General features: G+C 71.7%; 4 protein-coding genes. All 4 read left to right on the top strand.

The genetic code is table 11. The annotated features are described in order from the left end of the window. Positions 1-196 (top strand): hypothetical protein (locus ACWD38_RS06740; protein WP_450123534.1); only part of this gene is annotated, 196 nt, incomplete at its 5' end. Between the two features lie 335 nt (positions 197-531). Then, a complete protein-coding gene (locus ACWD38_RS06735; RefSeq protein WP_450123533.1) occupies positions 532-7,653 on the top strand; it encodes an amino acid adenylation domain-containing protein in 7,122 nt (2,373 codons plus the stop codon). Next, positions 7,653-23,543 carry an amino acid adenylation domain-containing protein gene (locus ACWD38_RS06730; RefSeq protein ID WP_450123532.1) on the top strand — a complete coding sequence of 5,297 codons (15,891 nt, stop codon included), beginning with the start codon at positions 7,653-7,655 and terminating at the stop codon, positions 23,541-23,543. Before ACWD38_RS06735 ends, ACWD38_RS06730 begins: the two co-directional genes overlap by 1 nt. Then, positions 23,540-24,439, top strand: coding sequence for a proline iminopeptidase-family hydrolase (locus ACWD38_RS06725; RefSeq protein ID WP_450123531.1), 900 nt, complete (start codon positions 23,540-23,542; stop codon positions 24,437-24,439). Before ACWD38_RS06730 ends, ACWD38_RS06725 begins: the two co-directional genes overlap by 4 nt. Positions 24,440-24,442: the final 3 nt, after the last annotated feature.

The following is a 24,442-nucleotide window of genomic DNA, read 5'->3' as shown; positions in this document are numbered from 1 at the left end:
GTTGTTGCAGCGCCCGTTCCGCGGCCGGTTGCTGGTGCGCGGCCTGTTCCTGGTGCCCTACGCGCTGCCGGCCGGGCGGACGCGGGCGGACCCGCCGTGCCGGCGAGACGGCGCCGGGCGCACTCGTTCGGCCACTGCGGGCGCGCTGATCCGGCGAGTACGTCACTCCCCGCCCCGGCGCCCCGCGCCTCGCTGAACGACAGTGTCGGAAAGCGTTACGCAAACCGCGATTCCGAGCAGTTCGTTGCGTAGAGAACTGCGCTGATCGTAACGGAACCCGGGTGTGGACCTCCTCGGTTCGTCATAATCCGGAGGCTTGATCGCACCCGTTCGGGTTGCTACCGTGCTGTCATCGGTGATGACTGGGGTCGCCGACCTACTTGCACTGGGGTGTTAGTTGAAGGCTGTCGTCTGAGGGCGCCGTTTTTCTTCTGAGTCGCCCCGCCGATTCGTCTTGGCGGGGGATTGGTCGATCTATGCCTTCGCGGCTATTCCGCGGATGGCGTGCGTTCGCTTGATGAGGAGTATTTCGTGCGGCGACTTGCTGTTTTCTTCGGCGGTGAATTCTGTTCTCTCGCCGATTCGATCGTCGATTACCTGCTCGATGCCGGGCACTCCGCGTGCGTGCGGGACGCGTCGGGGCGGTGGTCGGGCCGGGACGATCCGAACTTCACCGTGCTGGAGCCCGGTGAGCTCGTCGGCTCCGGCTGGGGCCACGAGCTCGTGTTCGGTTCGGCCCTGCCGGTGACCGGCGCCGAGCGGGTCGCCCTCGATCTCATGAGCACCGCCGACGGTCTCGTCGCCACCTGCGAGCTCGGGCGACCGGGCGAGTCCGCGCCGCTCGCCCGCACCCGATGTCCGGGGTCGGCCGGGCGACCTCCGCACGCCGGTGCGGCGCGCGAGGCGCTGGTCGACGCTTGTGTGGACGCGATCATCGAACTCAGCCGCGAAGCATCGCCCCTCGCTCCCGCCCCGTCTCCCGATGCTCCCGACGAGGTCGGTGAGAGCCGGTTCGACGAGTACGCCGCGGCGGAGGAAACAGCAGGGCGAGTTCGGCGGCGCTGGCAGGAGTGCGCTGGGGACCACGTCAGGTGGAGCGCGCCGTCCGCCGCGTCCGGGACCGCGGTGCCCAGGGGCGAGGTGGAGTGCGCGGTGCCGGCGGGCGGAATCGAGCTCATCCACCTGGAATGGCTGGCCCTGTCGCTGCAAGTGCTGATGAATTCTCGCAAGCGGGCCGTGTTCAGTCATGTGGTGAGCACTCCTGGGGGCACGCTCACGCGGTTCGCTGAAATATCTTCCGAATCAGCTGTCGGGGACGTGGTATCTGCGTTGGACGAGATTCCGCTGGGCGTCGTCGAGAATTCTTTCTACGATTTCTCCGACGTGTTCGAGGGCGGCCCGGATTCGGGTTTTGCGATCGAGTTCGGAGGTGGCCTCCCGGAGTCGTCGGGGGCGCTGGTCGTGTTGCGGTTCTGCGAGCACCGCGGCGTGGTGCGAATCTCCCATCCGCAGGATTTGCCGTTTTTCGCGCAGTTGCGCGAGCACGTGGACGCGTTCTTCGGCCGGCTTCCGGAACTGCGCGGCGGCGAACGCCCCTTCTTCGACTTCACCGCCCTCGCACCACCCGCCCGGCGGCGCATGGAGCTCGACACGGCGGCGGCGGAGTTCGACCCCACCCCGATCCACCACGCGGTCGAACGGCAGACGCGCAGCACCCCCGAGGCGACGGCCCTGGTGCACGAGGGCGTCGCGTGGTCGTACCGGCAGCTCAACGAAGCGGCGAACCGGCTCGCCCACCACCTGCGGGAGCGGTTCGCCCCGGAGCGCGGCGCACCGGTCGCTGTGCACCTCGACCGCGACGCGGACCTGCTGATCGCACTGCTGGCGGTGCTCAAGCTCGGGTGCGCCTACGTGCCGCTGGACAAGGACGCGCCGGTGCAGCGGATCGGACTCGTCCTGTCGGGATCCAAGCCGGCGCTGGTGCTCACCGACGCCGTCGGCGCGGCCGCGCTGGCCGCGTCCGGAACCGCAGCGCCGCTGGTGGCGCTGGACGATCCCGGCACCCGCGCGGCGGTGCGGAGCCGCCCGGACCACGATCTGGACATCGTGGTGGAGCCCGCGGACCTCGCCTACGTCATCCACACCTCCGGCACCACCGGCGCGCCGAAGGGCGTCGCCGTCGAACACCGCAACTTCGCCAACATCGCCGCGGACATCGGCGACCGCATCGGGTTCGGGCCCGCCGACAGGGCCCTGGCGGTGACCACGATCGCGTTCGACATCTCCACCCTGGAGGTCTTCCTGCCGTTGATGCGCGGCGGCTGCGTGGTGCTCGCCGGGCAGCAGGACCTGCTGGACATCGAGAAGCTGCTGGCACTGGTGGACCAGGGCGGCGTCACCGTCATGCAGGCGACCCCCTCGCTGTGGCAGCTGCTGGTGCCGCGCCTGGGCGGGCGCACGCTCGCGGTGCGGGCGTTGTGCGGCGGGGAGGCGCTGCCGCCGCACCTGGCCGCCGAGCTCGTCGAGGTGGTGGAGGAGTGCTGGAACGTCTACGGCCCCACCGAGACGACCGTGTGGTCGACGGCCCATCGGCTCGCCGGGGCGCCCGGGTCGGTTCCGATCGGGCGACCGGTGGCGAACACGCGGTGCTACGTGCTCGACGAGCTGGGGTGGCCGCTGCCGGAAGGCGTGGTCGGCGAGCTGCACATCGCCGGTAGCGGAGTCGCGCGCGGTTACCTGCACGACGAGGAGCAGACCGCGGATCGCTTCGTACCGGACCTGGTGGCCGGTGCCGAGCGCATGTACCGCACGGGTGACCTCGTCCGGTCCTTGCCGGGCGGGACGCTGGAGTTCGCCGGGCGCAACGACTTCCAGGTGAAGCTGCGCGGACACCGCATCGAACTCGGTGAGATCGAGAACGCGCTGCGCGCGCACCCGGCGGTGGCGCAGAGCCTCGTGGTCGTCGCCGGTGGCCCCGGTGCCGAGCACGGCGACGGGCGTTTCCTCGCCGGCTACGTCGTGGCCGATCCCGGCCACACCGAACAGATCCGCGAGCACCTGGTCACCGTGCTGCCCGAGTACATGGTGCCCGCCGTGCTCATCCCGCTGCCCGCGTTGCCGCTCAACGTCAACGGCAAGGTCGATCGAGGCGCGCTGCCCGATCCCGAGCTGCACCGGGTGTCGGGGCACGTCGCGCCCGCCTCGGAACTGGAGGAGCGGCTCTGCGAGCTGTGGCAGGCGGTGCTGGGCCGTGAGGTCGGTGTCACCGATGACTTCTTCCGCTCCGGCGGCAACAGCATCCTGGGGATCCTGCTGGTCAACCGGATCAACAGCGTGCTGGGCACGGATCTGAAGATCCGGGACCTGTTCCGGGAGAAGTCGGTGCGCGGTCTGGTGCCGCTGGTGCGCTCCGGAACGGGCGAGTTCCTCTACCGGGACTTCGTGCTCGACGGCCTCGACGGGGCGAACCTGCACGAACCGTTCCCGCTGACCAACGTGCAGCAGACCTACTACCTGGGCCGGTTCCACAACTTCGAGCTCAGCGACCTGTCCACACACGTGTACACCGAGTTCCGGTACGCGGAGCTGGACGTGCCGAGGCTGGAGGAGGCGTTCAACGGCCTGCTGCGGCGCCACCACGCGCTGCGCACGGTCTTCGAGGACGGCGAGCAGCGCTTCCTGCCCGAGGTCGCCCGCTACCGCATCGAGCACCACGAGCTCCGCGACGCGGCGGAGCTCGACGAGCTGCGCGGGCGCTACTCGCACAAGACCTACGACCCGCAGCACTACCCGCTGTTCGACGTCGTGGTCAGCAGGCTCGACGGCGAGTACCGGCTGCACGTCAGCTTCGACGCGATCGTCGTGGACATGACCAGCTTCGGCGTGCTGTTCGACGAATGGGCGCGCCGGTACCGGGATCCCGCCCTGGAGCTGCCGGAACCCGGCGTCAGCTACCGCGATTACGTGCTCGGGTACGAGCGGGTGCGGGAGAGCGAGTTGCTCGCCGAAGCGCAGGACTACTGGGAGGCGAAGGTCGCCGACTACCGGATCGATCTGAACCTGCCGATCAGGATGCGCCCGTCGAGCGTCGGCAAACCGCACTTCCGGCGCAAGAGCGCGGTGATCGCGGCCCCGGTGTGGCGCGAGCTGTCGGACAAGTGCCGCCGCTTCGGCATCAGCCCCACCGGACTGGTCCTGGAGGTCTACGGGCGAGTGCTGGGGATGTGGAGCGGGCAGGACCGATTGTGCGTGAACCTGACCCTGTTCAACCGGCTGCCGCTGCACCCCGAGGTGACCGATCTCGTCGGGGACTTCACCGTGCTCGGGTTGTTCGACCACCGGACGCGTCGAGACCTGGGCATCGCGGCGAAGCTGCGGCAGGTGCACGACGAGCTGCTGCGGGACATCGACCACAACCTGTTCGACGGTGTCGACGTGCAGCGGTTGCTCAAGACCACCCGCGGGCTGCCGGTCGACCAGGTCGTCGCGCCCGCGGTGCTCACCAGCACGCTCGGGTCGGGGAGCTCGGCGAACCTGTTCGAGCTGGTGCTCGACGGCGGGTACCTGGGCGTGGATCACTCCATTTCGCAGACCTCGCAGGTGTGGCTGGACAACAAGGCCTACGAGACGGCCGAGGGGTTCGTCGCGGAGTGGGACTACGTGGACCAGCTCTTCGACGAGCAGGTGGTCGAGGACATGCACGCGGCGTACTGCTGGCTGCTCGAGCGACTCGCGGAGCTGGATTGGGAGGCGGACTCGTTCCCCGTGCCGCCGCTGCCTTCCACCGACCTCGCGGTGATCGAGCGGGCCAACGACCACCACCGCCCCGGCAGCGAGGCCACCTTGGTGTCGTTGTGCGAGCGCTGGAAGGACGACCCGGGGTTCCGGCGACGGACCGCGGTGGTCGACGCCGCGCGCGGCGAGCGGTTCGACCACGCCGAGCTGCACCGCGATGCGCACCGGGTGGCGGTCGGCCTGGTGGACGGCGCCGCGGGCAACCTGGTCGGCTTGCTCGCCGAGAAGGGCTACCTGCAGGCGGTCGGCGCTCTCGGCATCATGGGCGCCGGTGGGGCTTACGTGCCGATGAGCGCGGAATGGCCCGGTGGCCGGGTCGGGGAGATCCTGGCCCAGGCGGGTGTGCGGACGCTGCTGCTCTCGAGCGCGCAGCTGCTGCGCGCGGACGTCGCGGCGCTCGACGGCGTCGAACTCGTCGTCATCGAGGACCTGCTGTCGGCGGAACCGGATCCGGGGGTGCGGCTGCCCGACGTCACCGCCGACGACACCGCGTACGTGATCTTCACTTCGGGTTCGACCGGTACTCCCAAGGGCGTGACGATCAGCCATCGGGGCGCGGTGAACACGATCCTGGCGGTCAACGACCGGTTCGCCGTCGGGCCTGAGGACAGCGTGCTCGCGGTCTCGGAGCTGAGCTTCGACCTGTCGGTCTACGACCTCTTCGGCGTGCTCGGTGCCGGCGGGACCGTCGTCTTCCCGGCGCAGGAGGACACCAGGGACCCGGCGAAGTGGGCCGATCTGGTGCAGCGCCACGAGATCACCCTGTGGAACAGCGTGCCGCAACTCGCCGGTCTGCTCGTCGACCAGGTGGGCGCCGAACCGGGGCCCCTCGCGTCGCTGCGGACGTTCCTGCTCAGCGGCGACTGGATCCCCACCGCACTGCCCGACGCCCTCCGCCGCGCCGCGCCCCGGTCGCTGGTGATGAGCCTGGGCGGGGCGACGGAGGGCAGCATCTGGTCCGTCTGGTTCGAGATCGGTGCCGTGGATCCGGAGTGGACGAGCATCCCGTACGGCGTCGCCATGCCGAACCAGCGGATGTACGTGCTGGATTACTGGGGCGGGCACTGCCCGGTGGGAGTCGTCGGCGAAGTGCACATCGGTGGCGCGGGCGTCGCGCTGGGCTACTGGGGCGACCCGGAGTTGTCGGAGGCGCGGTTCGTCGAGCACCCGGTGCTGGGGCGTTTGTACCGGACCGGCGACCTGGGCCGCTGGTCGGGCGCGGGGTGGATGGAGTTCTTGGGGCGCACCGATTTCCAGGTGAAGCTCAACGGCTACCGCGTGGAGCTGGAGGAGATCACCGCGAAGCTTTCCCGCCTCCCCGGAGTGGACCGCGCGGTGGTCACCATCCAGGACGACGAGGACCGCCGGCGGCTCGTCGGTCACCTGGTCGCCGCCGAGCGCAGGCTCGGCGAAGCCGGGGACGCGGAGCTCGACCGCGCCGGGTTCCTGCTGGCGGGCCACGGCGTGCTGGACGACGCCGAACCGGTCCACCACCTCGGCCACGAGCCGGATCCGGCGGTGCACGCCGTGGCCAAGAGCTACCGGCGGTTCCTGGACGAGGACGTGGACCTCGGCCTGATCCGCAAGCACCACGACGAGATGCGCGACACCGCGGCCCCGGTCCGGGACGGCGCCCGGCTCGACGCGTCCGGGTGGGCCGCGGTGCTGGGGCGCTGCGCCGCGGTGGAGCTGCCCGGCCGGGCGACCCCGAAGTACCGCTACCCGTCCGCGGGCGGGAGCTACGCGGTGCGCGTGTTCGCGGGCATCACCGAGCAGAGCTTGCGCGGCGCGCACTACCACCACCCGCTGGCCGGTGATCTCCGCGGACATCCGCTGGCGGAGCGGATCCTCGGCGGTGGGGACGAGATCGCGCTGGTGGCGCACTGGCCGGCGATCGTCCCGCTGCAGGGCGAACGATCCCGCGAGTTCGCCGTGCTTGAAGCCGGGCACCTGCTGGGACTGCTCACCGCGGAGCTCGAAGCGCGCGGCGTGCCGTACGAGGTCGAGCCGGCGGACGAACGGATCACCGACGACGACACGGTGCTGTGCCGCATCCGGCCGGGCGCCGGTTCGGGCGGGTTCGCGCCGGAACGGCTGCGGCTGACCGGATTCGTCCGCAGCGGCGACGACGAGTATGCCGAGCAGGACGGCACGCGCTGCCTCGACCTCGCCGAGTTCGGCGTGTTCGACCGCGTCACCGATGCCTACGCGGTGCTGCGATCCGGCCGGTGCGTGCTGAGCTGGGAAGGCGAGGACACCGACGAAGCGCGGTTGTCCGCGGGATTCCTGTTCCAGCGGCTGCGCGACGGGTTGCACGACGAGGGGATCGGCACCTGCGCGCTGGGGTTCCACCCGACGGAGCGCGGTGTGCACACGATGCTCGCGGGCCGGGTCTCGGCCGAAGAGCTGGCCGCCCCGAGCAGCGAAGCGGATGTTCGGGACCTCACCGAAGTCCTCACCGCCGCCCTCGCCGACGTCCTGCCCGCGTACATGCTCCCCGGCGGTTACGCGGTTCTCGACGAGCTCCCGTTGAGCGCCAACGGGAAGGTCGCGACCGATCTGCTGCCCGCGGTGCGGGTCGCGTCGGCGTACGTGGAGCCCGTCGGTCCCGAGCAGTGGGCGCTCACCCGGGCCTGGTCCCGCGTCCTGCACCGCGCGCCGGACGAGCTGAGCGCGGTGGAGAGCTTCTTCGCGCTGGGCGGCACGTCGCTGTCGGCGATGCGGCTGGTCCGCGTGCTCCAACAGGAACTGGGCTACGAGATGTCGCTGCGCGACCTCTACGAGCTGGACACCATCGCCGGTCTCGCCGCGCGCTTCGGCGCGGACACCGAGGCGGACCGGGAAGAGGGAGAGCTGTGATGCGTGAGCTGGAGCTGCTGCACGAACTCCGCGCGGGGCGCGTGCTGGTCTGGTGCAAGGACAACGGCCGCCTCGGGTTCTCCTTCGACAAGGAGGTGGGCTTCCCGCAGGAACTGCGGGACCGGGTGTCCGAGGTGAAGGACGAGCTGCTGGAACTGCTGCGCGTCAACGGGATCGACTCGCCGGAGCGCGCGCGGGCCACCGCGGTGCACAAGGTTCCCGGGGACCGCACGGGCCGCCGGTTGCCGTCGGTGCAGCGGGGCATGTACCTGCAGAGCCGCATCGACGCGCTCGGCTGCACCTACACGATCCCGCTGTTCGTGGACCTGCCGCAGGCGGACCCGGAGTTCGCGCGGCGGGCCGTGCGCGCCCTGCTGGAGCAGGAGCCGATCTTGCGCACCCGCGTGCACGAGGACCTCGAGTGGGACCTGCTCCCCGTGGACGCGTTCGACGTCGCCACCACCCGGATCCCGGCGGCCGAACTGGACGCGCTGCGCGCCGACCGGGCGCGCACCGGGTTCCCGCTGCAGGGCGGGGCCCTGATCGTGCCGGAGGTGGTGGAGTTCACCGATCGCGGTGGCGCGGTCGTCGGCCTCACCCACCACCACATGCTCTCCGACGCCCCGTCCACGAAGGTTCTGGCGGCGCGGTTGGCGGAACTGCACGACGTCCTCGCCGCGGGCGGCACCGCCCCGCCGCGCACGGACTCGGACCGGGAACCGGATTTCCTCGACCACGCCGCGCACCAGGAGATCGAGGCGCGGTCGCCGGAACACGTCGCCGCTCGCGCGGAACTGTCCCGCCGCCTCGCCGGCACCGAAGCGCCCGCGCTGGGGCGCGTCCCGGACGTGACGGTGGACAACAGCGCCGCGACCGCGTCCCGGAACCTCGGCTCGCGGCTGCACCGGGCGGTCGCGGACTTCGCCCGCAAGCACCGGATCGGCACCTACGCGGTGCTGTTCACCGCGCTGCACCACGTGCTCACCGAATTCTCCGGCGGTCGTTCGGGATTCGCGATCGCCACGACCGTCGGCAACCGCCCGGCCGGGTTCGATTCCGCCGTGGGCCCGTTCATCACCACGCTCCCGCTGATCGCCGAGCACCGCCCGGACGAGTCGTTCCCGGACAACGCGCGCCGGGTGCACGAGCAGGTGCTGTGGCTCAACGAGCACCAGCAGCTCAACCTGGACGCGCTCACCGACGACCTGCCCGGCGGTGCGGCGGACCTGGCCGAGCTGGTCCGGGTGCTGTTCACCTACCACAACTTCCGCGCGGCGCCGGAGAAGCCGGGCACCGAACACCACGTGCTCCCTTACTCGGACGTGGCGGAGAAGTTCGGCATCTCGATCATCGCGAAGGACCAGGGCGATGACACCTCGGTGACCGCCACGTGCGCGGTGGCGCGCTACGAACCGGACCTCGTGGCGGAAGTCCTCGACTCGTACCTGGTCTGCCTGGCGGCCGCCGTCGAGTCCGATGTGGACGAACCGATGTCGTCGTTGCGCCTGGTGCGGCAGGACCGCCTGCGGGCCTTGGAAGCCGGCAACGCGACCGCCGTCGACCACGGCGGCCCGGACACCGCGGTGGCCCTCTTCGAGCAGCAGGCCCGGCGCACCCCCGACTCGATCGCGGTGGTGCACCAGGAGCGGAGCCTGACCTACCGCGAGCTGGACGAACGGGCCAACCGCGTCGCGCACGCGCTGCGCGACGAGCATGCCGTGGGCAAGGGGAGCCTGGTGTGCCTGCTGCTGGACCGTAGCGAACATCTCCTGGTCGCGGTGCTGGCCGTGCTGAAGGCGGGCTGCGCCTACGTGCCGGTCGACCCCGAGTGGCCGCAGGAGCGGATCCGGTTCGTCCTCGGCGACACCGCGACGCCCGTCGTGCTCACCGACCGGGTGCGCGCCGCCGAATGGGACCGCGAGGTGCCCGCGGTCGCCGTCGACGACCCCGCGCTCGGGCAGGACCGGCCCGCCACCGCCCTCGGGCTCGCCGTTCGCGGACAGGACCTGGCCTACGCCATCTACACCTCGGGCACCACGGGCAGGCCGAAGGGAGTGCTCTGCGAGCACCGGGGCCTGGTGAACCGGATCCAGTGGATGAACCGGCGCTTCCCCCTGGGACCGGACGACCGCGTGCTGCAGAAGACGCCGTACTCCTTCGACGTCTCGGTGTGGGAGTTGTTGTGGGCCAACTGGTTCGGCGCGGCGGTCGTGTTCGCCGACCCCGGCGGGCACAAGGACCCCGAACACCTGGTGGGGCTGATCGAGCGCGAGCGCGTCACCGTCGTGCACTTCGTGCCGTCCATGCTCGCCGCGTTCACCGACTCGCTGCGCTCACCCGGCGGCCCTGATCCGGCGGCGCTGCGCGGGTTGCGCCTGCTGTTCTGCAGCGGGGAGGAGCTCAAGCTCCCGCAGGTGCGCGCGGTGCACGAACTGCTGCCGGACGTGCAGGTGCACAACTTGTACGGCCCAACTGAGGCGTCCATCGACGTCCTGCACCACGACTGCTCCGATCACCGGTTGGCGCAGGTGCGGCTGGGCAAACCGATCGACAACATGCGGGTGCACGTGCTCACCGGCGCGGGCGTGCCGCTGCCCGCTCACGCGGTCGGCGAGCTGCACCTCGGCGGCGTGGGGCTCGCCCGGGGGTACCTGAACCTGCCGGAGCTGACCGGCGAACGCTTCATCACGGACCCGGCGGTCCCGGGCGAGCGGCTCTACCGCACCGGTGACCTGGTGCAGCGCTTGCCCGATGGCGACGTCGTCTTCGTGGGGCGCGCGGATTCGCAGGTGAAGGTCAGGGGTTTCCGCATCGAGCTCGGCGAGATCGAGGCCGCGCTGGAACGCCACCCCGAGGTCCGCGGTGGCACCGCCGTCGTGCGCGGTGAGCTGCTGGTGGGGTACTACGCGGCGGACCGGGTGCTCGACGACGAGCTGGACGCCCTGCTGCGCCGCGCGTTGCCGGAGCACGCGGTGCCCGCCGCACTGGTGCGGTTGGACGCGATCCCCGTGACGGCCAACGGCAAGCTCGACCGCGCCGCGCTGCCCGAACCGCGCGCACCGCGGGTCGAGGAGTTCGCCGCGCCGCGGGACGAGGACGAGGCGCGGCTGCGGGAGCTGTGCGCCGTCGCGCTCGACGTGGACCCGCTGGAGCTCAGCGTCCGCGCGGACCTGGCCCGGCACGGGATGGACAGCCTCGTCGCGATCAGGCTCACCGGACGGCTCCGCCAGGAGTTCGGAGTGCCGGTCACCGTCCGCGAGGTCTTCTCGCACCGCACCGTGGAACGGCTGCGCGACCGCCTCGACGGTCTCGCCGAACGGGCCGCCGCCGAGCCGGCCACCAGCACCGAGCAGGGACTGCTGGAAGGTCCCGCGGACCTGCTGCCGGTCCAGGAGTGGTTCCTCGGCCTGCCGCTGGACCGGCCGCACCACTGGAACCAGGCGTTCCAGGTGCGCGTCCCGGAACTGCCGCCTTCGGACCTGGACGCCGCGCTGCGCGAACTGGTCGCCCACCACGACGCGTTCCGGCTGCGCATCGGGCCGGACGGGGTGCAGCACCACACGGCTGGTTCGGTCCACACCGGACTGCACGTGCTCGACGTGCGCAACCTGCCCGGTGCGGAGGGCGACCCGGAGTTCTCCCGGTCGCTGCGCGCCGCGCTCACGGCCTGGCAACGCGGTTTCGACCTCACCTGCGGCCCGCTGCACGCGTTCGGCTACCTGCACGGCTTCGCCGACGGCAGCGCCAGGGTGTTCTTCGCGCTGCACCACCTGATCGTCGACGGCGTGAGCCAGCGGGTGCTGGCCGAGGACCTGCGGTCGCTGTGCGAAGGACGGCCGCTGGGCGCCAAGGGCACCAGCTACCGGCAGTGGACGCGCGCGGTCGCCGAGCACGACTTCGAGGACGACCGGGAGTTCTGGGAGTCCCGGCCGAGCCTCGGCACCGAGTTCCCGTTCGACGGCGCACAGCCGCCGGTGAGCGCGGAAGTGCTGCTCGGCGCGGCGGACACCGCCCTGCTGCTCGACGACTGCCACCGCGCTTACCGGACGACGACCGAAGAACTGCTGCTGACCGCGCTGGGCCGGGCGCTCGGCGAGGTCACCGGGCAGGACGTGCACGACGTGCTGGTGGAGGGGCACGGGCGGGAGGACTTCGCGGCCGGGCTCGACGTCACCCGCACCCTCGGCTGGTTCACCACCTTCTCCCCCGCGCGGCTGCGGTGCTGCGGTGACCCGGGCGACTCGGTGCGGGCGGTGAAGGAGGAGCTGCGCGCGATTCCCGCTCGCGGGCTGTCCTACGGTCCGCTGTTCGGTTACCGGGAGCTGCCCGCGGTGTGGTTCAACTTCCTCGGGCACGTCGACGAGGGCACCGAGGACTGGCGGATCGTGCCCGGCGAGACCGGTGAGACGATGCCCGGCGGGGTCGCGCCCGGCGCCGCGCTGGCCGTGCTCGCCGAACTCTCGGACGGCCGGCTGCGGGTCCGGCTCGACAGCGGGCTCGGCCCGGCGGCGACCGATCAGGTGCGCGACGCGGTGGCGCGGGCGCTGACCGACGTCGTCGAGCACTGCCGAACCCGCGAAGCGGTCCGGTACACCCCGAGCGACTTCGGCGCGGTGCGCGGCGAAGCCGATCTGCGCGAGCTGCCCGCGGCGATCGGCGCGGACCCGAGCGGCCGGTTCGCGATGACCGATCTCCAGCAGGCGTACCTCGTGGGACGCCTCGGCGGCTACGAGATCGGCAACGTGGCCAACCACGTGTACACCGAGCACGTCTACCCGCACCTCGACACCGAGCGGCTCGAAGCCGCGATCAACCGGCTCGTCGCCGAGTGCGACGTGCTGCGCACGGTGTTCTCGCTGGAGGAGCTGTCCCAGCGGGTGCTGCCCGCTGCCGAGGTGGGGCACTACCCGTTGCGGGTGCACGAGTTCGGCGCCGCCGACGAGGACCTGCTGGCCGACGTGCGCGACCGGATGTCGCACGAGGTGCACGACCCGGAGCGGTTCCCGCTGTTCACCTTCGAGCTGAGCCGGCTGCCCGACCGGTGCGTGCTGCACACCGGGTTCGACCTCGTCACCGTGGACGTGCGCAGCAGGCTCGCGCTGCTGCGGCGGCTCGACGCGCTCTACCGGGACGAGCAGGCACCGCCCGCGCTTCCCGCGGCGAGCTTCAAGGACTACCAGGACCACGTCGAGCTGCTGCGCTCCTCCCAGTGGTACGCCGACGACCGCTCGTACTGGCGGCAGCGGCTCGCGGAGATGCCCGCTCGGTGCGAACTGCCGTTCCGGACACCACCGGAAGCCGTCGTGCACCCGCGGTTCGCCGAGCACACCGAGCACGTCGGCGCCGACGTGTGGGACCGGTTCGCCGAGCAGGCCGCGAACCGCGGTCTGTCCCCGTCGTCGGTGCTGCTCGCGCTGTTCGGCAGTGTCCTCGCGCACTTCTCCGGGAGCACCGAGTTCCCGATCACGGTCACCGTCGCCCGCCGTTTGCCGGTGCTGCCGGAGGTCGGGAACGTCCTGGGCAACTTCACCTCCACGGTGCTGCACCACTTCGTCGACGAGCCCCGCGACGCCGAACTGCTCGCCCGCCGCACCCACGACGTGCTGTGGGACGACGTGTCGCACGCCCTCTACTCGGGCGTGCAGGTGCAGCGCGACTTCGCCCGGATGCACGGCTCGGACACCGCGAAGGCGGTCTCGCCGATCGTGTTCACCGGTGCGGTGGGCGGCGACACCCGCGATTTCGAGGGCGCCGCGCACCTGAGCGACGACGAGGACCGGTCCCGCAGGTACTGGGAGGCGCAGACCTCGCAGGCGTGGATCGACCTGCAGGCGGTGCGGACCGCCGACGGGTTCGCCGCGAAGTGGCTCTACGTCGAGCAGTTGTTCCACCGCGCCGACATCGAGCACTTCAACCTGCTGTTCGTCGGCCTGATCGAGCAGCTCGCCGGTGGCGAGTGGACCTTGCCGAAGGAGCACTACACGCCGGAGGCCGACCTCGCCCTGATCGCGGCCGCGAACGAAGCCGAGCGGGAAGCGGCGGACGACACCTTGTTCGGCGTGCACCGAGCGCGATGCGAAGCGGACCGGCTCTGGGACGCGGTGGCGGTCGTCGACGCGGGAACCGGCCGCAGCCACACGCATCGCCGGTTGGTGCAGGACTCCGACCACGTCGCTCGGCAGCTGGCCGGGCGCCGCTCGCCGCTGATCGCGGTGCTCGCGGAGAAGGGCTACGGACAGGTCGTGGCGGCGACCGCCATCATGAAGTCCGGTGCGGGTTACCTGCCGCTGCACGTGGAATGGCCGGTCGCGCGCCTGGTCGAGGTCCTGGAGCAGGCGGGGGCCGACACGGTGTTGCTCTCCCGCGCCGAGCACGAGCGCGCCGAGGTCCGCGACGGGCTCGCCGCTTTCGACCTGGTCGTCGTCGAGGACGCGCTGGCCGCGGCGCCCGTCGAGGCCGCGCTGCCGGGGGTCGGGCCGGACGACGTCGCGTACGTGATCTTCACGTCCGGTTCGACCGGGCGCCCGAAGGGAGTCACGATCTCCCATCGCGGGGCGCTCAACACGGTGCTGGCCGTCAACGAGCGGTTCGGCATCGGGTCGGGCGACCGAGCGCTCGCGGTCTCGGAGCTGAGCTTCGACCTGTCGGTCTACGACGTGTTCGGGCTGCTCGCCGCGGGCGGCGCCGTCGTGTTCCCCGAACAGCGGCGCGCGAAGGACCCGGCGCACTGGGCCGAGCTGGTCCGGCGGCACGAGGTCACGGTGTGGAACACCGTGCCGCAACTGGCAGGGCTGCTGGTGGACGAGGCGGAACCGCTCGAACCGCTGCGCCTGGTGCTGATGAGCGGCGACTGGATCCCCACGAGCCTGCCGGACCGCATCCGGGCCCTGCGCCCGGAGTCGGAGGTCGTGAGCTTGGGCGGGGCCACCGAGGGCAGCATCTGGTCGGTCTGGTTCGAGATCGGCGCGGTCGACCCGGAGTGGACCAGCATCCCCTACGGCGTGGCCATGCCAGGGCAGCGCATGCACGTGCTCACCGCGGCGGGAGACCCCGCACCGGTCGGCGTGCCCGGTGAGATCCACATCGGTGGGGCGGGCGTGGCGCTGGGGTACTGGGGCGATCCCGAGCTGTCCGCGTCCCGGTACGTGGAGCACCCGGTGCTGGGCAGGCTGTACCGGACGGGCGATCTCGGACGGTGGTCGCGTTCGGGGTGGATGGAGTTCCTGGGGCGCACCGACTTCCAGGTGAAGCTCAACGGGTACCGCGTGGAGCTGGGCGAGGTCGAAAGCGCCCTCGTCCGGCATCCGCGCATCGACCAGGCCGTCGCGGTCGTCCGCGGCATCGGCGCGGCGCAGGCCCTCATCGGCTACTACGTCGCGCCCGAGCCGGTGGACGCCGCGGAACTGCGCGCGCTGCTGGCCGAGCGGCTGCCGGACTACATGGTGCCCGAACAGCTGCTGCGGTTGGCCGAACCGCCGTTGAGCGCGAACGGCAAGCTGGACCGATCGGCCCTGCCGGAACCGGAAGCCCCTGCCGCCGCCGCGCACGTCGCGCCGCGCACCGCCGCGCAGGCCCGCTTGCGCGACCTGTGGGCCGAAGTGCTGGGTGTGCCGGCCGCGCGGCTCGGCATCCGCGACGACCTGCTGCGGGCCGGAGTGGACAGCATCGTCGCGATCCGCATGACGAGCCGGTTGCGCCGCGAACTGGGGGTTTCGGTGGGCGTGCGCGAGGTGTTCGCGCACCGCACGATCGAAGGCTTCTGCGAGCAGGTCCTCCCGGGCGCCGCGCGGCGCGAGCTCCGTGCGGAGCAGGGCGTGCTCGACGGTGCAGTCCCGCCGCTGCCCGCCCACTCGTGGTTCGCCGCGCAGGGTTTCACCAAACCGCACCACTGGAACCAGTCCTTCCTGATCAGCACCCCCGAGTTGGACGAGGGCGCGCTGCGCGACGCGGTGGCCGTCGTGCTCGGCAGGCACGACGCGCTGCGGATGCGGGAATCGGCGGACGGCTACCGCTACGACGGGAACGTGGTGGTCCCGGCGATCCGCGAGCTCGACGTGCGCTCGCTGCCCGATGCGGAAGGCACGGACGGGTTCCGCCGAGCGCTGGACGAGGTGCTCACCGATTGGCAGTCCGACTTCGACCTGGCCCGCGGCCCGCTGCTGGCCGTCGGTCGCCTGCACGGGTACGCCGACGGCGGCCACCGGCTGTTCCTCGCGGTGCACCACATCGCCGTGGACGCGGTGAGCTGGCGCATCCTCGTCGACGACCTCCGCGCGGCCTGCGCGGGCGCGGACCTCGGTCCGAAACCCACCAGCACCCGGCAGTGGGCGCGTGCGCTGGCCGACCGGGCCGACGCGCAGGAGTCGCAATCGTCCTATTGGGACGACGTGGTCGTTCCGGTGCCGGATGCGCTGCGTCCGGTGCGCGAGCCGGTCGAGCTGGAGCTCGAATTCGATCGCGAGCTGACCCGCCGCGTGCTGCACGACTGCCCGCGCTTCCTACGCACCGGTGTGCACGAGCTGCTGCTGGCCGCGTTCGCGGGGGCGTTGACCGAGCTGACCGGCGCCACCGAGCACGGCGTGGTGCTGGAAGGCCACGGCCGCGAGGACCTCGCCGACGACCTCGACATCACCCGCACCGTCGGCTGGTTCACGTCGCTGCACCCCTTCGTGCTGCGCACCGCGGGCACCGCGGTGGACACGCTGATCGACGTCAAGGAGTCGTTGCGCTCCGTGCCCGGCAACGGCATCGACTACGGGACCGTGGTCGGCTACCAGCGCCCGCTGCCGCCGGTGTGCTTCAACTACCTCGGCCAGGTCGACGACGGAGCCGGCGAGCACTGGCGGATCACCGACGAACCCGCCGGGCGGGCGATGCACCCGGACAACGCGCTGCCGTACGCGGTGAACCTGGCCGGCCTGGTCGCCGGGGGGCGGTTGCGGTTCCGCCTGGGCGTCCGGTTGCCGGACGCGGACAGCGCACTGCTGGCCCGGGCCTTCGAACGGCGGCTCACCGACCTGGTCGCCGCCGTCGCCGATCGGCAGCGCGCCTATCTCACCGCCAGCGATGTGGACGGCGTCCTGCCGCAGTCGCAGCTGGACCGGCTGCAGGACGAGCGGGAGCTCGACGACGTGCTGCCCGCGACGGGCCTGCAGCAGGGGTTGCTGGCGCACGCGATGCGGCACGGCGACAGCGACGACGCCTACCGGGTGCAGGCGGTGTGGGACTACGACGCGGACCTGGACCCGGACCTGCTGCGCCGGGCGTGGGAATCAGCGCAGCGTTCGTTCGGCGCGTTGCGCACGTTCTTCGACTGGCGGCACCGGCCGGTGCAGGTGGTGGCCGGGCACGCCGAGGTGGACTGGCGCTACCACGACCTCACCGGGCACCCCGATCCGCAGCGGGCGTTCGACGACCTGCTCGCCGAAGACCGGGGCGTCCCGTACGACCTCGGCACCCCGGGCTTGTTCCGGGTGCGGCTGTTCCGGTTCTCCGACCGCCGGTTCACCTGCCTGCTCAACACCCACCACGCGATCCTCGACGGGTGGAGCAGTCCACTGCTGGTCGACGCCGTGCACGCCGCTCACCGCGCCTTGCGCGACGGCGATCCGGTGCCGCAGCCGACCGACCACGCGCCCGCCGGGCACCGGTACCTGAGCCGGGCGGTCGGAACGCACGACGCGTACTGGCGCGACCAGGTGCGAGGCGCCGGGGAACCGTGCGATCTCGGCGGCCTGCTGCGACCGGAGCAGCGGCACGTGGACCTCGGCACCCGTTCGCAGGTCGAGGACCAGCGCCAGGAGACGCAGGTGCTCGACGCGCACCTGGTCCGGAAGGCGCGCGGCGCGGCGGCGAGCGGTGGGGTCACGTTCAACGCGGTCCTGCAGCACGCGTGGCACCGGCTGCTGGCCACCTACGGCAACAGCACCACCACCGTCGTGGGCACGGTGCTCGCGGGGCGCGATCTGCCGGTGGCGGGCATCGACGAGGCCGTCGGCCTGTTCCTGAGCACCGTGCCGCTGGTGGTGCGCCACGACGGCACCGGCACCGTGCTCGACGAGATCCGCGCTGTCCAGGATTCGGTGCAGGAGGCCAACGCGCGCAGCGCGGTCGACCTCGCGGCGCTGCAACCAGCGGGCAGGCGGCTGTTCGACGCGCTGTTCATCTACGAGAACTACCCGGCTTCCGCGGCCGACGAATCCGACCTGCGCCCGGTCTTCCGCTTCCGCCACCAGAAGCGCGACTACCCGCTGGTTCTGTCCGTCGTGGAGGACGCGGAGGACGTCTCGCTCGTGCTGGACTTCGCGGGTGAGCTGATCGAGCCGGAGACCGCCCGCCGGTTGCTGCGCGGGGTCGAATCGGTGCTCACCCGGTTCGCGGAAGCTCCGGACGCGGCGGCCGACGGGCTCGACCTGACCGACGAGTCCGACGTGGCGCGGCAAGCGGAGTGGAACGACACCGGTTCCGCCGAACCCGCGCATCCCCTGCTGCACCGGGGTTTCGAGCTCCACGCGGCCCGGTCCCCGCACGCCCCGGCGGTGGAGCAGGACGGGCGGGTGCTGAGCTACGCGCACCTCAACGCCGAGGCGAACCGGCTCGCGCGGCATCTGGAGAGCATTGCGGGCGAGGGCGAGCGCGTCCTGCTGCTGCTCGATCGCGGACCACGACTGATCATCGGACTGCTGGCGGTGCTCAAGTCCGGTGGGGCCTACATCCCCGTCGACGCGAGCTACCCCGATGCTCGGATCGACCGCATGGTCACCGGCAGCGGTGCGCGGGGCGTGCTGACCGAACTGCGCCACGCCGACCGCGTCGCGCGGCGGTGGCCGGAGCTGGTCGCGGTCGTGATGGACGACCCGGACACCGCAGCGCGGCTCGGCCGGGAGGACGCCGCCGACCGGGAGAAGCCGATGACCGGCGATGAGCCGGCCTACGTGCTGCACACCTCCGGCAGCACCGGCGACCCGAAGGGCGTGGTCGTGGGGCACCGCGCGGTGACCAGCACGGTGGAAGCCGTTCGCAGGCGGCACTTCGCGGATTCCGGTCCGCTGCGCACGTGCAGCATGACCAACCACGTCTTCGACATCTTCGGGTTGGAGTACGGGCTGACGCTGCTCACCGGCGGCTGCATCGTGCTGGCGGACCCGATGATCCCCGAACTGGACTGCGCGGGCCTGGACTTCGTCCAGATGACTCCGAGCCTGCTGGAGATGAAGCGCCGGGTCCTGCGGCGCACCACCGGGACGCGGTTGCTGGTGGGCGGCGAGAAGCTGGAACGGCACCTGCTGGCGGTCGCGCTGGAGCACTTCACCGAGGTCGTCAACGTCTACGGGCCGACCGAGACCACGATCTGGTCGACCTCGCGGACCTATCGCGGCGAGCTCGGCGGGACCGAACCGGTGAGCATCGGCCGCGCGCTGCCGGGTGAGCAGGCGCACGTGCTCGGCCGGGGCGGGATGCCGCTGCCCGTCGGGGCGGTGGGCGAACTGCACATCGGCGGCACCGGGCTCGCGCACGGCTACACCGGTGATCCGGAGCTGACCGCGCGGCGGTTCGTCGACGGGCACCGGCTGTACCGCACCGGGGACTTCGTGCGGTGGCTCGGCGACGGCGAACTGGAGTTCCTCGGCCGGGGCGACGGCCAGGTCAAGCTGCGGGGCCATCGAATCGACCTCGGCGAGGTGGAGGCGGCGCTGTCCGCGCACCCGGCCGTGCGGCACGGCGTGGCGCGGGTGGTCTCCCCGGAGGGCGCTCCGGCGGCGGCACGGCTGGTCGCCTACTACGTGTCCGCGGTCGAGGGAGACGTCGAGCAGGAGGCGTTGCAGCGGCACTTGGCGGAGCTGCTGCCGCCGCACGCGATGCCCTCGGCGCTCGTCGCGCTGGACGAGATCCCGCTGACCTACAGCGGGAAGCTCGACGTGCTCGCGCTGCCGGTGCCCGGTGCGGAGTCCGCGGCCCGGCAGGTCGCCCCGCGCGGTGAGGTGGAAGCCGAGCTGGCCCGCGCGTGGCAGGAGGTGCTGGGACAGGAGCGGGTCGGCGTGCACGACCGGTTCTTCGACCTCGGGGGGAACTCGGTGCTGCTGACCCAGGCGCACGCCAGGCTCGCCGAACCGCTGCGCGGCAGGGTCCGGCTCAACGACCTGTTCACCCATCCGACGATCGCCGAGCTCGCCGCGCACCTCATCGGTCAGTCCGAAGTGGACGATTCTGCTGATGTCGCGATTCCGGTGGCGGACCAGGACATCGCCGTGATCGGCATGGCCTGCCGCTTCCCCGACGCTGACGACGTCGACGAGTTCTGGCGCAACCTCGCAGCCGGGCACGAGTCGATCGTCCGGCACGACCTCGAAGGGCTGCGCGCGGCGGGGGTGGCCGCCGACGTGCTCGACCACCCCGACTACGTGCCCGCGCAGAGCAGGCTGCGCGACATCGCCGGGTTCGACGCCGCGTTCTTCGGCTTCTCCCGGCGGGAAGCCGAGATCATGGACCCGCAGCACCGGGTCTTCCTGGAGTGCGCCTGGCACGCGCTGGAGGACGCGTTCCACGATCCGCGCGGTGACGGCGGCAGCGTCGGCCTGTTCGCCGGGGTGGGGCACAACGGTTACCTGGACGAACACGTCCGCCCGGCGCTGGCGCCGCTGGACCCCGCCGGTGAGTACCAGGCGATGATCCACAACCGATCCGACTTCCTGCCCACCAAGACCGCCTACCGCCTGAACTTGACCGGACCGGCCGTCACTGTGCAGACGGCGTGCTCGTCGTCGCTGGTCGCGGTGCACCAAGCCGCGTCGGCGCTGCTGGTGGGGGACTGCGACGTGGCGCTCGCGGGCGGGGTGTCGATCGGCAAGCTCGGCACCGAGGGCTACCTGCACCAGGAAGGCATGGTGTTCTCCCCGGACGGGTACTGCCGTGCGTTCGACGCCGGGGCAGGGGGCACCGTCGAGGGTCAGGGAGTCGGCCTGGTGGTGCTCAAACCGCTGGCGCGGGCCCTCGCCGACGGCGACCCGGTGCGCGCGGTGATCAAGGGTTCGGCGATCAACAACGACGGGCACGACAAGGTGGGCTACACCGCCCCCAGCGCTCGCAGGCAGACGGCGGTGATCCGGGCGGCGCACCGTCGGGCGGGGGTCGATCCGGCCACGATCGGCTACGTCGAAGCGCACGGCACCGGCACTGCCTTGGGCGATCCGATCGAGTTGGCCGGGCTGCGCGCCGCGTTCGGCGGCGGCGCCACCGGGCCGAACTGCGTGCTCGGCGCCGTGAAGACCAACATCGGCCACCTCGACGCCGCCTCCGGTATCGCAGGCCTGATCAAAGCCGTGCTGTGCCTGGAGAAGCGCGAACTGGTGCCGACGCTGCACCACCGCGAGCCGAACCCGGCGCTGGAGCTCGACGGCAGCGGTTTCACCATCGGCACCGAACATCGGACGTGGCAGGGCGACCTGCTCCGGGCCGGGGTCAGCTCCTTCGGCATCGGGGGCACCAACGCCCACGTCGTCCTGGAGCAGGCACCGGCTCCCGCGCGGCGGACGGAGTCCGGCGGCACCAGGAACCTGCTGGTGTTGTCGGGCCGAACCCCGGATGCCGTGCAGCGGCAGTCGCGCGCCTTGGCGGCGCACCTGGTCGAGGAGCCCGAGGCGGACCTGGGTCGGGTCGGCTACACGCTGGTGGCGGCGAGGCGTCGGTTCGAGTTCGGCAGGGTGGTCGTGGGAGCCGATCGCTCCGCGCTGCTCGAAGCGCTCGACCGGCCGGTGGACGAGTGCGTGCCGGCGCGGGAGGGACGACCTGCGGTCTTCCTCTTCCCCGGCCAAGGTGCCCAGTACGAAGGAATGGGCGCCGGTCTCTACGACGCCGAACCGGCCTTCAAGGCCGCCGTGGACGAATGCGCGGCGCTGCTGCGGGAAGCGTTCCCCGGAGTGGACGAGCAGGACCTGCTGGGGCGCACCGCGCGGGTGCACGAACCGCTGTTCACCCAGCCCGCGCTGTTCGTCGTCGAGTACGCGCTCGCGAAGCTGCTGCTGTCCTGGGGACTGCGCCCCGCCGCGATGCTCGGGCACAGCCTGGGCGAGTACGTGGCGGCCTGCCTGGCGGGAGTCTTCTCGTTGCCGGACGCGCTGCGGCTGGTGTGCGCGCGAGCACGGGCGATGGCCGCGACCGAACCGGGCGCGATGCTCGCCGTTCCGCTGCCCGCCGAAGAGGTGCGGGCGGAGGAGCACGGTGTGGACCTCGCCGCCGTCAACGACGCCGACAGCTGCGTGCTGTCCGGGACGGTCGACGCGATCGAGCGGTGCGCGGCGGTGCTCGCGCAGCGCGGTGTCGCGGCCAAGCGGCTGTCCGTTGAGCGGGCCTTCCACTCGCGGCTGCTGGACCCGGTGCTCGCCGACTTCGAGAAGGCCTTCGACGGGGTCGATGCGCACCACCCGGAAACGCCGTTCGTGTCCGGGTTGACCGGTGACTGGGCGGACCCGGACGAGGTGACGCGGTCGCCGTACTGGGTTCGGCACTTGCGCGAGCAGGTCGCCTTCGCCGCCGGGCTGGACCGCCTGCACGACTCGGACGTGGTGGGGGACGCGCTGCTGGTGGAGGTCGGACCCGGCCGGGCGTTGACCCGGTTCGCCCGCAAGAACCCCCGCCGGGCAGGTGCACCGGCGATCGCGGCCATGCCCGGACGCGCCGACGAGCACCGCACCGCGCTGGCCGTGCTCGGCACTGCGCACGCGGCGGGGACGGCGATCGACGCCGACGCCCTGTTCGAACTCGGCCCGGCCGACCGGGTTCGCCTTCCCGGCTACGCCTTCGACGGCACCGAGCACTGGATCGGGCGTGGTCCCGCCCGCGCTGAAGCGGTGGCGGCCCCGGCTGGGGCGGGCGGGATCGACACCGTCGTCGACGAGGCCTGGCGAGCGGTGCTGGGAGTGACCGGGGTGCGTCCGGAGGACGACTTCTTCGAGCAGGGCGGCGACTCGCTCGCGGCGGTGCAGCTGGTGGCGCGGATCGAGCGCGGCACCGGTCGTCGCCTCGAGTTCATGGCGCTGCCGCGCCACACGCCGGCCGCACTGCTGGAGCAGTTGCGCGGGCAGTCCCCGGAACGGGCACCTGCCAGATCGGTGGTGCGCGTCAAGCAGGGCGACCCGGACCTGGTCGCGCCGCTCGTGCTGGTGCATCCGGTCGGCGGCGACGTGTACTTCTACCGGGAGCTGGCGCAATGCCTGCCCGAGAACCAGCCGGTGTTCGTGATCCGGTCTCCCATGCTCGACGGGCTGGCCGAGTTCGACACCATCGAGCGGATGGCCGAGTCCTACGTGGACATGCTCGACGAGCTGGGCCTCAAACCGCCGTACCGGCTGGGCGGGGCGTCGTTCGGCGGCATCGTGGCCTACGAGATGGCCCAGCTGGTGTTCCGGCGCACCGGCTGCGCGCCCGAGGCGGTGCTGATCGACAGCCCCGCGCACGGGCACTTGCCGGACCGGATGTCGGAGGTGGAGATCCTGCACTACCTGGTGCGCTACGGGCTGCCGCCGGAGATCTTCCCGCTCGCCGAGGTCGAAGCCCTGGACGGCCTGCAGGACAAGATCGACCACCTGGCCCGGTCGGCGCGCGGAACGGTGTTCGAGGAGATGCTGGCCGCCGAGTTCCTTCCCCGGTACCTGGAGACCTGGTGCAGGCACAACGAGGCGATGCACCGCTACGTCCCCCGGCCGTACGGGGGCGATGTCGTGTTCTTCTCGCACCAGGAGGAGATCCCGGACTTCCCCGCGGGCCAGGACCGGCATTGGCGGGAGCTGGCCCGCGGCGGATGGCGGCACGTCCCGGTGCCGGGGAACCACTTGAGCATGAACGCGATGCCGCACGTGGCGACCATCGCCGAAGGATTGGGGAGGACTCGATGATCGGGCACGGTGCGGAAGCGGGCGTGGGGGAGCGGATCGCGGTGCCGGGCGGCCGGGTGTGGAGCGAGCTGCTCAACCCCGGCGCCGCGGGAGTCCCGGTCGTGGTGGTGCACGGTGGACCGGGCACTCCGCACGACTACCTGCGGCCGGTGGCCGATCTGCTCCCCGCGCACCCGGTGCTGGTCTACGACCAGCTCGGCTGCGGGCGATCGGATCGCCCGGACGACCCGGAACTGTGGCGGCTGCCCCGGTTCGTCGACGAGCTCGCGGAGGTGGTGCGCGCCCACCGGTTCGACCGCTTCCACCTGTACGCGCACTCCTTCGGCACCATGATCGCCTGCGATCTCGCGCTGCGCGGGGAGCCCGGACTCGCCTCCTTGGTGCTGCACTCGCCGGTGCTCAGCGTCCGGCGCCACGAGCGCGAGATGCAGGACCTCCTGATGCGGATGCCGCCGCGGGTGTCCTCGGCGATCAGCGCGGTCGTGCGGGGCGTTCCGGGCGGCGCGGAGCAGGCGGACGCGATGCTGCACTTCGCCGAGCGGTACCTGTGCAGGCGGCTGCCGTGGCCGGACGTGCTGGCGCACGGCTCGGCGGCGGCGAGCACCACCGTGCGCGACGCGATGTGGGGCCCGACCGAATTCCAGGTATCGGGAAATCTGCGCTCCTATCACCGGTCCGACCGGTTGTCCGAGTTGGGTATTCCCGTTCTGCTAACGTGCGGCGAACACGATTTCACCTCGCCCAAGGTGTGTCGTGCGCATTCTCGGGGATTTTCGGACGCTCGCGTTACGGTAATCCCAAATGCGTCACACATGGCGCATCTGGAGGAGCCCGAGGAATGCGCGCGGCAGTGGGGTGAATTCTTCGAGAACGTCGTGAACGCAGTCCCCTCGTGAGAA

This window comes from Saccharopolyspora sp. NPDC002578 (genome assembly GCF_053592695.1).
Note: the sequence above shows the minus strand (reverse complement) of the source record. Positions and strands in the feature narration are given on the sequence as shown.

Bases quoted from the DNA above. Each gene is read 5' to 3' on its own strand.
- ACWD38_RS06730 (WP_450123532.1), top strand. From the start codon at position 7,653: ATGCGTGAGCTGGAGCTGCTGCACGAACTCCGCGCGGGGCGCGTGCTG.
- ACWD38_RS06725 (WP_450123531.1), top strand. From the start codon at position 23,540: ATGATCGGGCACGGTGCGGAAGCGGGCGTGGGGGAGCGGATCGCGGTG.